The organism is Pedobacter sp. (assembly GCF_045628745.1).
Taxonomy (GTDB): domain Bacteria; phylum Bacteroidota; class Bacteroidia; order Sphingobacteriales; family Sphingobacteriaceae; genus Pedobacter.
Genome location: NZ_JAZQPU010000222.1, coordinates 1 through 13,462 on the forward strand (window position 1 = coordinate 1; position 13,462 = coordinate 13,462).

Genomic DNA, 13,462 nt, shown 5'->3' on the forward strand with positions numbered 1-13,462 from the left:
AGGGAGTTTCGTTCAAAAAAACTCAGCAAGGTATTATTAGGTTCACTGGCATTGATCTCAGCGCTTGTCGTTTTTGGTATGGTCAAACAAATGAAGAACAGGTAATCGATAATTAAACATCAGCTATTAGTCGGCTTTTCCTTCAGTTACCGTTTGGCTGGCATTAACAGGGCCTTCAGTCGTCCGTCGATATAGGAAGGCCCTACGAAGGCCCTACCAACGCCCTCTGAACGCTATGGAAACCATAACGTGACGGTTACTTGTAGACTAACATTATTTACCTTTTATAAGGCAAAAAAAAGAGGCCATCGCTTTTTAAGCAATGGCCTCGATACTATATTTTAAAAGAATTAAATCAACTCTACACTTCTGCTTACAAATTCAGTTAATTCTGCGCCTGTTAGCATTCCCTGCGTCAATAAAGCTAAGTCTACAGCTTGTTTTGCCAAGGTAGTTTGCTCTTCTTCGTTCTCCGTTTTTAAGATTCTAGAAATCAGTTTATGGTTACCGTTGATCGCTACTTTGTAGCTATCAGGCATGCTGCCATAAAAGCTCATTCCACCACCCATGGCAGACATGTCTTTCATTCTGCGCATAAACTCATCCATCGTTACCGTTACAGGCAGTTCATCAGGATTTAAGCCAACAACTTCCACATGCATTCCTGGTTTAGTAATCGCTTTTTCAAATACCGACTGGATTGTTTTTGATTGCTCTTCTGTTAATACAGATTCTGTGCTCTCGTCTTTCTCAATCAATTTGCTGGCTACACTAGAATCCACACGCTTTAAGGCTGTTTTTTCTAATTTTTGCTCCAGGCTTTGGATAAAATGATTATCGATAGGTGAGTTCATCAATAAAACATCGTAACCCTTTTTATTAGCCGATTGGATAAAGCTATCCTGTTTTGCAGGGTCATTGGTATAAATATATACCAACTGGCCATTTTTATCTGTTTGGTAACCTTTAACTTTCTCGCTGTATTCTTCTAAAGTGAAGTTTTCGTTTTTAGTATTGGTTAAAAGGGCAAAGTTTTTCGCTTTATCGTAGAACTTCTCTTCGCTCACCATACCGTATTTTACAAATAGACCAATATCGCTCCATTTTTCTTCGTAAGATTTACGGTCTTTGTTAAACAGTTCGCCTAATTTATCAGCCACTTTTTTAGTGATGTAGCTGTTTATTTTCTTTACGTTGCTATCGGCCTGTAAAAAGCTTCTTGAAACGTTTAACGGAATATCTGGCGAATCAATAACGCCATGTAACAACATTAAGAATTCAGGAACAATGTCTTTTACCTCATCAGTAATGAATACCTGGCGGGAGAACAACTTGATTTTATTGCGTTGCATTTCGAAATCGTTCTTCAGTTTCGGGAAGTACAATACACCAGTTAAGTTAAAAGGATAATCTACGTTCAGGTGTATCCAAAATAAAGGATCTTCTGAGAAAGGATACAATTGTTTGTAAAAGTCAAGGTAATCCTGGTCTGACAAATCTGCAGGTGCTTTGGTCCAGATCGGGTTTGTGGTATTGATAATGTTATCAACCTCTACTGACTTGAATTTTGCTTTACCTTCTTCATCAACGCCGTCTTCAAGCTGTTCAGTTTTGGTACCGAATTTAATAGGCACTGGCAAGAACTTACCATATTTATCCAGAATTTCTTCCAGTTTATGTTTGCTTAAAAACTCTTTAGACTCCTCATTTACATGCAGAATAATGTCTGTACCACGAGTGGTTCTGCTACCTGCAGTAATTTCATACGTTGTACTGCCATCGCAAACCCAGCGCGCTGGCTCAGCACCATCCTGGTAACTTAAAGTCTGTATCTCTACCAAATCAGCCACCATAAAGGCAGAATAGAAGCCTAAACCGAATTTACCGATGATTTCATTGGCATCTTTAGCGTCTTTAAATTTCTCTACAAACTCACTAGCCCCAGAAAAAGCCACCTGGTTGATGTATTTTTTAATCTCTTCAGCAGTCATCCCTAAACCATTATCAGAAATGGTGATGGTTTTTTTCTCTTCATCCAGAGCAATTTCCACCTGTGGATTACCAAGCTCGCCATTGTACTGACCAAGGGCCGCTAAGCGTTTTATTTTTTGAACGGCATCAACCGCGTTTGAAGCTAACTCCCTTAAAAAAATCTCATTGTCTGAGTACAGGAATTTTTTAATGATGGGGAAAATGTTTTCGGTGTGGATGGAAATACTTCCTTTTTCTTCTATGCTCATATGTTTATACTAATTTTTTTTATCTACTGCCCATATAGCAAGCGTTGTTCCAATCTTAATATTTGTCATTTTGACAGTAAACAGCTTAACCAACAGTTGTGTATCTTTGTGCTCAATATGGAATACAACGTTCATGTTTTACCCAATGGAATTCGTCTTTTGCACGTGCCTTCTGCATTTGCTATTTCTCATGCCTGCATCATTATCAACAGTGGTTCACGAGATGAAACAGCTACACAATCTGGCCTTGCTCATTTTATTGAGCACCTTATTTTTAAGCGCACGGAAAAAAGAAGCACTAATCAAATTCTAAACAGGCTGGAAAGTGTTGGCGCAGATCTGAATGCTTACACCACCAAAGAATACACCTGTGTGCATGCTTCGTTTTTAAATCCTTATTTAGCCCGTACGCTAGAGCTGTTTAACGATATTATTTTTCATTCTACCTTTCCTGAAGAAGAAATGGAAAAAGAAAAGAGTGTAATTTTAGACGAAATTGCCTCTTACCTTGACCAACCCGAAGAGGCTATATATGATGATTTTGAAGACCTGCTTTTTGAGGGGCATTCTTTAGGTCGCAACATTTTAGGCTCTGTAGAAAGCGTCAAGAATTTATCAAAGAAAGATATTCATGATTTTATTGCCGCAAATTACTGTACAGATCAAATAGTAATTGCTGTTACCGGTAATTACAGCTTGTCTACGCTTGTTAAAACCGGTGAAAAATATTTCGGCGATGTGCCTGCAAACACCGGAAACCAACAAAGATTGTTACCACCGGTAAATGCAGTCATCAATCAAAAACTTACAAAGCCTATTTCTCAGGCCCATACCGTGCTAGGAAGCCAGGCCTACAGCCTGCACCATCCATACAAAACAGGTCTGTTATTACTGAACAACCTGTTAGGCGGCAATGGCATGAGTTCTATCCTCAATTTACAGATCCGCGAGAAATATGGCATAGCCTATACCATAGAAAGTGGCTACAGTCCGCTGAGTGATACAGGCCTTTTCACCATTTATTTCGGTACAGATAAAGAAAAAACAGATCGTGCGCTGGGGTTAATTTATAAAGAATTAAAAAAACTTAAAGAAAAGCCACTTACAGAAGTACAGCTGCAAAAAGCGAAGCACAAATTTATTGGTCAAATAGCCCTGGGCGAAGAAAACAGGATTGGATTGATCATTTCGATGGCAAAAAGCTTAATAGATTATGACAAAATCGACACACTAGAAATGGTGTTTAGCAAAATACGGGCCGTTAGCAGGGCAGAAATGACAGAGATTAGTCATGAAATGCTGGACGAAAAAAATCTTAGTGCCCTTACTTTTTATCCTTTAAACTAAATATTCGTATTTTTGTACCATGAAGTTACCAATAGTAGCCTACGGCGATCCGGTTTTAAAAAAAGTTTGTAAAGATATTGAGCAAACTTACCCTGATTTAGACCAACTCATTAGCGATATGTTTGAAACCATGTATGCAGCTAGCGGTGTTGGATTAGCGGCCCCACAGATAGGATTACCCATCCGCTTGTTTATTGTCGATACAGGTACCGATGAAGACGGAAAAGAGGGCTTCAAAAGAGTACTCATCAACGCTGAGATTGTAGAAGAATCTGGTGAAGAATGGGCGTTCAATGAAGGTTGTTTAAGCATTCCGGACATCAGAGAAGATGTTTTCCGCAAGCCTATCATTCTGATTAAATACTATGATGAGTTATGGAACCTGCACCAGGAACGTGTTTCAGGAATGGCTGCACGTGTTATTCAACACGAATACGACCATATTGAAGGTAAATTATTTACTGATAAATTGAGCTTGCTGCGTAAAAGGATGTTAAAGTCTAAATTAGAGAATATTTCTAAAGGAAATGTACATACTGATTACAAAATGCGCTTCCCTAAAGTAACTAAAAAACGTTAATCTGTAGCTCGGGTTTTATCCCCGTTAAAGATTTGCTGCATAAATTTACCCCATGCAAACGGATTTAGCAATGGATTCGTTTGCACCATATTTTTGTTCAGGGCTCTGTCGTGGTTTAAGCGCCAGTTGATGGCTGAAATCTCTCCTGCATCCCTGGATAAAGTTTGTGCCATGCCACCCAGGCTTTGCGCATTTAAGTTCTTCTTGGCTATTTCCATGTCATCATCAGCAACTTTCATCGACAGAAAATCTTTGGTAAACTCTTCTGCTGTGGCCCAGGGGTATAGATTTACCGTTGGCAGGTAAACAATTTCACTCTTCATTTTAACCATCGTGGTATAGCTATCTTCCTTCACTTCGTTAGGAATAATGACCTGCGTGCTGGTAAAACCTACAGCGGTATAGAGAATGGTATCGCCCGGGTGGGCAACAAAAGAAAAATAACCCTTATAGTTGGCAGAACGTTGTTCCTGGGTGCTTAAATTACTCAAGGTAACATAAGGCACAACCCTGTTGCTGTCAACATCGGTAATAATTCCCGAAAATTGTATCAGCTTTTTTGGCTGTGCATTTTGCTGTGCAAAGGCCCCAAGAACAAAGATTGACAACAATAAGGTTAAAATGTACTTCATTGTACAAAGCTAAAGTTAATTATACCAGTAGATTGTTAAATGGTGTTAAAAGAGACTAAACAGGTTCTGCCAGGTTGATAGCAACCACGGCTGTAATTTGTGGCACCGCTTTCATAATGGCTTGTTCTATGCCTGCTTTCATGGTCATGAAACTCATTTTACATGATCCGCAGTTACCCAATAACTTTAACCTCACTACATTATCTGATGTAATTTCCTCTATGGCTACGTCGCCCCCATCTGCTATCAAATAAGGTCTAATCGTTTCCAATGCCTGCTCTACTTGCTCTGTTAAATTCATCTTATGCTGTTTATTTCTGATATCTTTTATAAAAATACTAATTATTTAGCAATTACTGTCCGGGCATTATTGATTGCAATTTGTTGTGCTACTTTACCCGCAATTTCGGCGAAACAAGCCGACAATAAAGTGTCTTTCGCTAAGGCCACGGGCACACCACTGTCGCCACCTTCTGTAATGCTTTGCACAATAGGGATTTCACCTAAAAAGGGAACATCAAATGCCGTTGCCAATGCTTTACCACCGTCTTTACCGAAGATATAGTACTTGTTATCTGGCAATTCTTCAGGTGTAAAATACGCCATATTTTCTACAACACCTAAAACAGGAATATTAATAGAAGGCATTTTAAACATTGCCAGGCCTTTTCTGGTATCTGCCAGGGCTACTTGTTGTGGTGTGGTTACAATTACAGCACCCGCAATTGGGAAACTCTGTGTAATGGTAATGTGTATATCACCTGTGCCCGGAGGCAAATCTACAATCAGATAATCCAGTTCACCCCAATCGGCATCGTTAAACAACTGTTTCACCGCATTGGAAGCCATAGGGCCACGCCATGGCACTGGTTGATCAGGATCTGCAAAGAAGCCTAAAGAAAGCAGTTTAATACCGTATTTTTCAATAGGCATAATTAAAGTTTTTCCTTCTGCTGTTTCACGTGCTGAGGGCTTTGCCCCTGTTAAGCCAAACATCATAGGTACTGAAGGACCGTAAATATCTGCATCTATTAAGCCGGTTTTAGCGCCATTGGCAGCTAAAGTTATAGCAAGGTTACTCGCTACTGTTGATTTACCAACGCCACCTTTACCTGAAGAAACCAAAATAATGTTGCGGATATTGCTTAACTGCGTTGTATCTGCAGGTTTAGTAACCCTGGAGGTAATGTTAATGTGCACTTCAGCATCTTTAGCCACAAAATATTTGATGGCATTTAAGCATGCGTTTTTCAACATGTCTTTTAAAGGACAGGCCGGGGTTGTTAATTCCAGCGTAAAGCTGATGTTTTTATCTATAATTTTAACGTCCTTAATCATGTTTAAGGTAACCAGGTCTTTCTTAAGATCCGGGTCTTCTACATTCCGCAGGGCAGCTAAAACTTGTTCGTTCGTGATGATCATTATTCAAAAATAACAAAAGCCCCTTACAATAACTTGACTTTAGGGTTTTTACGCGTAATTTTAACACGAAATAAACATTTGTGTTTACCGTTAATCAAATTACCGCTATATTATCACATGCATTTACCGAAAATCAAGGTCCCTAAAAAGTATATAAAAATTGGCGCATGGATTTTGGGGGTGTTTCTAACCCTCTTTATTGCTGTTGCCGCTGTTGCCTACAGCAAAAGAGCTGCACTGCTTAAAACAATGGTTGCCAAGGCTATCACTAAAGCCGACAAAAGTTATGGTCTTCAGGTTAAAATAGGGAGTGCTGGTTTTAACGGACTAAGTACAGTGCACATGACCAATATTTCTGTGGTCCCTAAAGACAGGGATACACTAAGTACCATTGAAGACCTTTCCATTGGTATTAAACTGTTTCCTTTGCTCTTTGGTGATGTGAAATTATCAGACATGACCCTTCATAATGGCTCAATTACCGTTGTTTCCAGGGATTCTTTAACCAACCTTGATTTTATTTTAAAGAGAAAGAAAAAAGACAGCACGGAAAACAAAGGAAAATTAGACCTTGCTGATCTTGCAGAAAACCTGCTGAACCAGGTGTTGTACAAAATACCTGATAACATGCAGATGAGCAATTTCTTGTTGCAGTATAAAGATAACGATACAACAAAACTCAATTTTCTGACCACCACAGCAACAATTGTTGATGGCGATTTAAAATCAACCATTATGGTGAATGACCATGAAGCAACATGGCATGTAAATGGTACTGTAAACCCGTCCAAAAGGCATATTGATGTGCTTTTTTTTGCTGACAACCGACAGGTGGAGCTTCCTTACCTTAACCTGAAATTAAATGCTAAGCTAAGCTTTGATACCGTTAGAACCGTTTTAAAAGAAGCAGATTATTCTGGAGGACAGTTTAAAGTGCAGGGCTCCTGGTCAGTAAAAAACCTATTGATCAACCATGCCAAAATAGCGGCAAACGATGTAGTGGTGCCTAATGCGAAAATTGATGCTAACTTAATTTTCGGCAAAAATTATGCGGCTTTAGACAGCTCTTCTACAGTTTATCTTAACCAGGCAAGCTTTCATCCTTATTTAAAATACACCCTGTCGCCACATAAAATTTATGAAGTGCAGCTTCATGCACCCGAACAGGAAGCACAAGCTATTTTAAATGGTTTTCCTAAAGGACTATTTGAGTCTTTGGAAGGCCTGAAAGTAAAAGGAAAGGTTAAATATGACCTTAATTTCTACCTGGATAGCAAACTCCCGGATAGTGTGCAATTTAGTTCTGGCTTAACGGGCAACCAGTTTAAAATCGTTAGCTGGGGTAAAACAAATTTACAAAAAATTAACCAGCCCTTTGTCTACACCCCTTATGAGTATGGAAAGCCAATGCGCAACATCATCATAGGGCCTTCAAATCCAAATTATACGCCATTATCGGAAGTATCTAATAATTTCAAAAATGCCCTGCTCACTTCCGAAGATCCTTCATTCTTTAGCCATAAAGGTTTTGTAATGGAATCCATCCGTAAATCTTTTGCCATTAATTTTAAGGAAAAAAGATTTGTGCGCGGCGGCAGCACGATTTCTATGCAACTGGTGAAAAATGTGTTCTTAAGCAGGAATAAAACTCTTGCCCGTAAAGCTGAAGAAATTTTAATTGTTTGGCTTATTGAAAATAACCATTTGATCAGTAAGCAAAGAATGCTGGAGGTTTATTTCAACATCATTGAAATGGGACAAAACGTGTATGGTATTGGAGAAGCTTCAAGATATTATTTTGGCAAAACGCCAGCGAACCTAACAATTGGTGAAGGTATATTCTTAGCCAATATTGTTCCCCGTCCTAAAATTGCCATGTACAAATTCCGTGGCGATGGTGGTTTGAAGGATTATATGTACCCTTACTTCCGTTATATGGGTAACATTATGGCTAAAAGAGGTTTAACACCCCGCGATACCAGTGGTTATGGCTTCTATAACGTAAGGTTAAGAGAAGGCTTAAGACGGTACTTATTACCTGATTCGACAACCCTAGACACGAGTGCTTATGACGATGAGGGTACTGATGTGCCGGTTATTGTGATGCAGGATGAGTCTAAAAACCTTTTTGACCGTATCTTTGGCGGAAAAAAAGACAAGGATACCACCAACAGGTCTGCCTCAAAAACGGATACGGTAACCAAAACAAAGAAACAACTGCGCCAGGAAAGAAAGGAACAGCGACAGAGGGAAAAGGAATTGGAAGAGAAGCAACAAAGCGGACAGTAGTTTTTAAGAAATAGCAGATGAACAGTGTAAATATAGAAGATAAGGATTTTGAGATATATCTGGAGAATGACCAGATCAACAAACGCACCCGGCTTATAGGGATCCAGCTTAATGTAGATTATGAAAACCGCTGCCCTATTTTAATTGGGGTATTAAATGGAAGCTTCGTTTTTATGGCAGATCTCTTGAAAGAGATAGATATTTCTTGTGAAATTGCCTTTATCCGCATCTCTTCTTATAAAGGTATAGAAAGTACAGGAACCATTAAAGAAGCTTTTGGACTACCAGAAAACCTGCACAACAGGGATGTAATTTTAATAGAAGATATTGTAGATACAGGTTTAACGTTAAAATACATCCTGGAAAAAGTGAAACAACAAGACCCGGCGTCTGTAAAAGTTTGTTCGCTGCTTTTTAAGCCTAAAGCCTTGCTAGAGCCTATCCCCGAATTGGAATATGTAGGTTTTGAGATCCCTAATGAATTTGTGGTGGGCTATGGATTAGACTATAATGGTCTGGGCAGAAACCTGAAAGACATTTATAGAGCGGTTTAATAGCCTGAAAACTCATTTTTATGCGTATAATTTTAACGATATGCATGTAGGGTGAATAAATTTTCCCAATTTTACAAAAATTATTTATTAACCAATGACTATACATAAAGAAGGCTATACAACGATTGCAATCACTTTGTTGTTTATTTTTGTTATAAACGCTTTTATTGACTACCGATATAGTGACATCACCTGGCTGCGCTGGTTGATTTATATCGTTTCCTTTGCCTTATTTTTAACGGTACTTCAATTTTTTAGAAACCCTAAAAGAACTTTTACTTCCGACGACGCCATGTTGATTTGCCCGGCAGATGGAAAAGTGGTGGTTATTGAAGAAACTGAAGAAGGCGAATATTTTAAAGATAAAAGATTACAGGTATCAATTTTCATGTCTCCTGTTAATGTACACATCAACAGAAATCCGATATCAGGTGTGGTTATATTTTTCAAATATCACCCGGGAAAATATCTAGCAGCATGGAACCCTAAATCATCTACAGAAAACGAAAGAACGACAGTAGTAGTAGAACACCGCACTGGCATTCCGGTATTATACAGACAAATTGCCGGCGCTTTAGCCAGACGTATTGTTTGGTATGTAAAAGAAGGTGATGTAGTTGAACAAGGTAAAGAATTTGGCTTTATTAAATTTGGCTCCAGGGTTGATATCTTTTTGCCTGTGGGCACCAAGGTTAACGTTGAGCTTAATCAAGTGGTAAAAGGCGGTATTACCGTATTAGGGCAGTTAAGCTAAGCCTATTAAAGTATTAAAACAGGAAAGAGCACTTATGGTGCTCTTTTTTTATGCCCAATATTTATAGGCTCGTCTGTTTAGCAGTTATAACTATAAGTTATATTCCACCACCTATGGAGGCTTTTAATGCGGTACAGGTGAGTTTAACAAGCACAAGTGTAATCGGTAACTACAACTGCACAGAAGTTGGCAAATAGGAATGCACAGAAAATGGCAACAAGAATGCACAAAAAAAACGGCGGAGTAATTAACCCCACCGTTTAAATACGAACTTCATCGGTCTACGAAAACTGGTGAATTTATGAACGCATTCTTAAGCAAATTTATGATGTATTATGAGATTAAACGAATGAACCGTGACGGTCGTTCAATTTCCAAGATAAGTGAGGCATTGAACTGCAACCGCAGGACAGTGAAGAAATACCTTGAAATGGAAGATCAGGAGTTCGAATCCTTTTTAAAGACCCAAAGTATACGGGGTAAGTTATTATTGCCTTATGAGGCCTTTGTGCGTGAACGGTTAGAACTTTACCGTGATACCCCTGCGGCCCAAATGCATGATTGGCTTAAAGAACACCACCAGGACTTTCCGCAGGTCAACCAAAAGACCGTTTTTAACTTTGTAAAATGGGTACGGGACAAATACAACCTGCCCTACGAAGCTCCCCTGAGGGATTATATGGTTGTCCAGGAAACCCCATATGGACTGCAGGCGCAGGTTGATTTTGGAGAATACAACATGCGCTCCAGTGATGGGAAGCGGATAAAGGTTTACTTTTTTACCATGGTACTTTCCCGCTCCAGGTTCAAATATGTTTGTTTTAGCAGCAATCCTTTCACCAGTAATAGTGCCATCCTAGCTCATGAAAGTGCATTTGAGTACATGGGTGGAATACCGATGGAGGTTGTTTATGATCAGGACAAGGTATTTATCAGCAACGAAAACAGCGGTGATCTGATTCTTACCTCCGGGTTCAAAACCTATGTGAGGGATCGTGGTTTTAAGGTACATATGTGCAGGAAAGCAGATCCTGAAAGCAAGGGTAAAATCGAAAATGCGGTCAAGTATGTAAAGCAGAACTTTCTGTACAACCGTACCTTCTATGATCTGGAAACCTTAAACAGGGATGGATTGAACTGGCTGGAACGTACGGCCAATAAATTGGATCATGCCATGACTAAAAAGTCCCCCACCACTCAGTGGCTTATTGAAAAGGATTTCCTGTATCCATTTGATCCTGTGGTCATTCCTACATTGCCTCCTTTGTTATATGCAGTCAGAAAAGACAATACCATTTCCTATAAAAGTAACCTTTATTCCCTGCCACTTGGAACTTATATAGGAAGAGGGACCCAGGTTTCTGTGTGCAATCAACAGGGCAACCTGATTGTCTACAGCTTAAACAAGAAAGAACTTTGCCGGCATTCCCTTTCACCCGGCAGCGGCCTGAAAATCATTAACACAGACCACAAACGTGATAAAACTGAAGTATTGAGAGAAATGTCCAGTGGTTTATGTGAACTTACTGATGCTCCGGAAAACATGCAGAAGTTTATTTCCGCTATCCGCATCGACAAACCACGTTATCTGCGTGATCAGCTGATTATCATCCGGGAAGCAGTAAAGGATAGCGATCAGCAGCTTGTTGAAAAAGCTTTATCCTTTTGCCTGGACCAGGGAATAAATAGTGCAAATGACTTTAAAACACTCCTGAATAAGTTTAAGCTACAAGCTGAGCCAGAAGCCATTGCCGTATGCACCTTGAATCCTTTAAATGGAACTTATCCGCTTGGGGCGCTGGTTCAACCAGAGCGGAGCAGAATTGAGGACTATCACCTTTTACTAGCTCCACAACTTAATTAGCCATATGAACCAACAAGAACAAATCGACCAGTACTGCCGCCGTTATAAAATAATGGGAATGGCACCTAAAATTGATGAAATGGTCAAACATGCCGAAATCCAGGGGCTCAGTTATAAGAGTTTCCTGGTACAGCTTTTCGAGCATGAAGCAGAGCATAGAGAACAGCAGGCCAAAGAAAGGCTCCTTAAAACCGCACAGTTGCCGTCCCGGTCCAATCTTGATGAATATGAACAGCGGAATGAAAATGGCCTTACCAAGCAAAAAATGAATACACTGCGGGAAATGGCATGGCTGGACCAGTTATACAACATCATGATCCTGGGCCCCTCCGGAGTCGGAAAAACGATGCTTGCAGCGGGGTTATGTGCCGATGCCATAGAAAAAGGATATAAAGCATACTTCAGGACGATGGACGATATCATCGGGATGCTTAAAACTAAAGACTTCTCCAGATCTGCAATGGCGGACTACAAGCGGCTGATTAAAGCCAGCTTGATTGTAATTGATGATGTGATGATGTTCCCGGTAGAAAAAAGCCAGGCAGTAAACTTGTTCAACTTTATAAACCAATTATATGAAAATACTTCCTTCATTATCACTACCAATAAAATGCCAGCAGATTGGGCTAAAATGCTCGATGATGAGGTGCTCGCTACCGCTTTACTGGACAGGTTGCTGTTCCGCTGCGAAGTAATCAGCCTATCAGGAAAAAGCTACAGAATGGAGAACAGGAAAACTATTTTTGGAACTTAACAAAGGAAATATACTTTTGTAAAACTGTGCACTCTTGTTGCCAAAAGTTGTGCACTCTTAATTGCCATTTTCTGTGCATTGTTATTTGCCGATTACACACAAGGCAATAGGGTTTCGCTTTAAGGCTTAAAATCCTTTAGAAGCGCTCCTTTTACGGCAGCCAGAATATTTACGATCAGGTTTGGTATTAAACGCAAAAAACCTCCCTGGTAAACCAGGGAGGCTATGTATGCTTGAAAGAGAAATTAAACTCTTTTAGATTTGATACGAGCTGCTTTACCAGTCAATGCACGAAGGTAAAATAATTTTGCTCTACGCACTTTACCGTGACTGTTCACTTCGATTTTTGCAATGTTTGGAGAGTTGATCGGGGCCTTACGCCAGCGATGGCGACATCAACCCTCAGACAGCACACTCTGATATTATACGGTAACTGGATCAACACGACCAACATGGATACGAAACAGCCCGCCCCGACACACTCCTCAGCGCTCGAAAATAACTCCCTCCCGCAAGGTCAAAAACCTGCATCCCATCCAAGCTTTCGAAAACAAGACATCAACAACCGCGTGCGGGTACTGCTTCAATCAGGACCATGGAATGGAGATGATGCGTTGGCACCATCGTCTCTGCAAACTACTGCTGCGGCCTGCGGGGAACGGATGTTGAGTGTACATCAGAATATTTTTGGCGCATATGGTATGTGTGCGTTGCGGCTGTTGACGATACATGAACGACACGGGATTGGTGGTGGATGCGGTGGATGCGGATAAGGTGGAGGATGGTGGGGGAGGAAGGGCGGTGATTGGCGCGATATCCGGCATCGCGTATCGTATCGAAGCGTTCGCGGACGGTGGACTGTGGAGGTGGCGATTCGCTTACAGTGCGTGAACTCGGGAGGATGGGGACGCTTTGGGATGGGCGGCGGTACCGACGTGTTGATCTTCAAGGGTGGGAGAAGGAGGTACCGACATCGATATTGGGCGTGCGAATTGCTGGTGTGTTGGTGCTTGGGACTCAGGAGGA

11 protein-coding genes and 1 pseudogene are annotated in these 13,462 nt (G+C 40.4%); 7 read left to right on the forward strand and 5 right to left on the reverse strand.

Annotated elements, in window-relative coordinates; genetic code table 11:
• Nucleotides 1-350: 350 nt before the first annotated feature.
• Nucleotides 351-2,240: a molecular chaperone HtpG gene (gene htpG / locus ACR2F7_RS08360; RefSeq protein ID WP_432713123.1), complete on the reverse strand. Its 1,890-nt coding sequence runs from the start codon at nucleotides 2,238-2,240 to the stop codon at nucleotides 351-353.
• A 117-nt stretch (nucleotides 2,241-2,357) separates the two neighbouring features.
• On the opposite strand from htpG, the gene ACR2F7_RS08365 reads away from it, so the two are divergent.
• Nucleotides 2,358-3,587 (forward strand): M16 family metallopeptidase, encoded by a 1,230-nt coding sequence (locus ACR2F7_RS08365; protein WP_432713124.1) that lies wholly within the window; start codon nucleotides 2,358-2,360, stop codon nucleotides 3,585-3,587.
• A 19-nt stretch (nucleotides 3,588-3,606) separates the two neighbouring features.
• Complete coding sequence (def, locus tag ACR2F7_RS08370) at nucleotides 3,607-4,167, forward strand: peptide deformylase (protein WP_432713125.1); 561 nt, start codon at nucleotides 3,607-3,609, stop codon at nucleotides 4,165-4,167.
• Here def and ACR2F7_RS08375 read toward each other — a convergent pair.
• Genes ACR2F7_RS08375 through ACR2F7_RS08385 form a run of 3 tightly spaced genes read right to left on the reverse strand, consistent with a single transcriptional unit; the run spans nucleotide 4,164 to nucleotide 6,221 of the window.
• Complete coding sequence (locus ACR2F7_RS08375; protein WP_432713126.1) at nucleotides 4,164-4,799, reverse strand: hypothetical protein; 636 nt, start codon at nucleotides 4,797-4,799, stop codon at nucleotides 4,164-4,166. The genes def and ACR2F7_RS08375 overlap by 4 nt on opposite strands.
• A 55-nt stretch (nucleotides 4,800-4,854) precedes the next feature.
• On the reverse strand, nucleotides 4,855-5,100 hold the full coding sequence (locus ACR2F7_RS08380; RefSeq protein WP_432713127.1) for a NifU family protein: 246 nt from the start codon (nucleotides 5,098-5,100) through the stop codon (nucleotides 4,855-4,857).
• Between the two features lie 41 nt (nucleotides 5,101-5,141).
• The gene (locus tag ACR2F7_RS08385; protein ID WP_432713128.1) at nucleotides 5,142-6,221 is read right to left on the reverse strand and encodes an Mrp/NBP35 family ATP-binding protein; all 1,080 of its coding nucleotides are present in this window, start codon (nucleotides 6,219-6,221) and stop codon (nucleotides 5,142-5,144) included.
• Between the two features lie 117 nt (nucleotides 6,222-6,338).
• On the opposite strand from ACR2F7_RS08385, the gene ACR2F7_RS08390 reads away from it, so the two are divergent.
• From ACR2F7_RS08390 to istB, 5 genes are all read left to right on the forward strand, one after another.
• Nucleotides 6,339-8,510 carry a transglycosylase domain-containing protein gene (locus ACR2F7_RS08390; protein ID WP_432713129.1) on the forward strand — a complete coding sequence of 724 codons (2,172 nt, stop codon included), beginning with the start codon at nucleotides 6,339-6,341 and terminating at the stop codon, nucleotides 8,508-8,510.
• Nucleotides 8,511-8,527: 17 nt separating this feature from the next.
• Entirely contained in the window at nucleotides 8,528-9,064 is a 537-nt protein-coding gene (hpt, locus tag ACR2F7_RS08395) for a hypoxanthine phosphoribosyltransferase (protein ID WP_432713130.1), read from the forward strand.
• 94 nt (nucleotides 9,065-9,158) lie between these two features.
• Nucleotides 9,159-9,818, forward strand: a complete 660-nt coding sequence (locus ACR2F7_RS08400; protein ID WP_432713131.1) for a phosphatidylserine decarboxylase family protein — start codon at nucleotides 9,159-9,161, stop codon at nucleotides 9,816-9,818.
• A 301-nt stretch (nucleotides 9,819-10,119) separates the two neighbouring features.
• On the forward strand, nucleotides 10,120-11,682 hold the full coding sequence (gene istA, locus ACR2F7_RS08405) for an IS21 family transposase (protein WP_432713132.1): 1,563 nt from the start codon (nucleotides 10,120-10,122) through the stop codon (nucleotides 11,680-11,682).
• 4 nt (nucleotides 11,683-11,686) lie between these two features.
• The gene (gene istB / locus ACR2F7_RS08410; RefSeq protein ID WP_432713133.1) at nucleotides 11,687-12,436 is read left to right on the forward strand and encodes an IS21-like element helper ATPase IstB; all 750 of its coding nucleotides are present in this window, start codon (nucleotides 11,687-11,689) and stop codon (nucleotides 12,434-12,436) included.
• 245 nt (nucleotides 12,437-12,681) lie between these two features.
• Here the strand turns inward: istB and ACR2F7_RS08415 are convergent.
• Nucleotides 12,682-12,807: pseudogene (locus ACR2F7_RS08415) on the reverse strand (50S ribosomal protein L19); the annotation flags it as partial.
• Nucleotides 12,808-13,462: the final 655 nt, after the last annotated feature.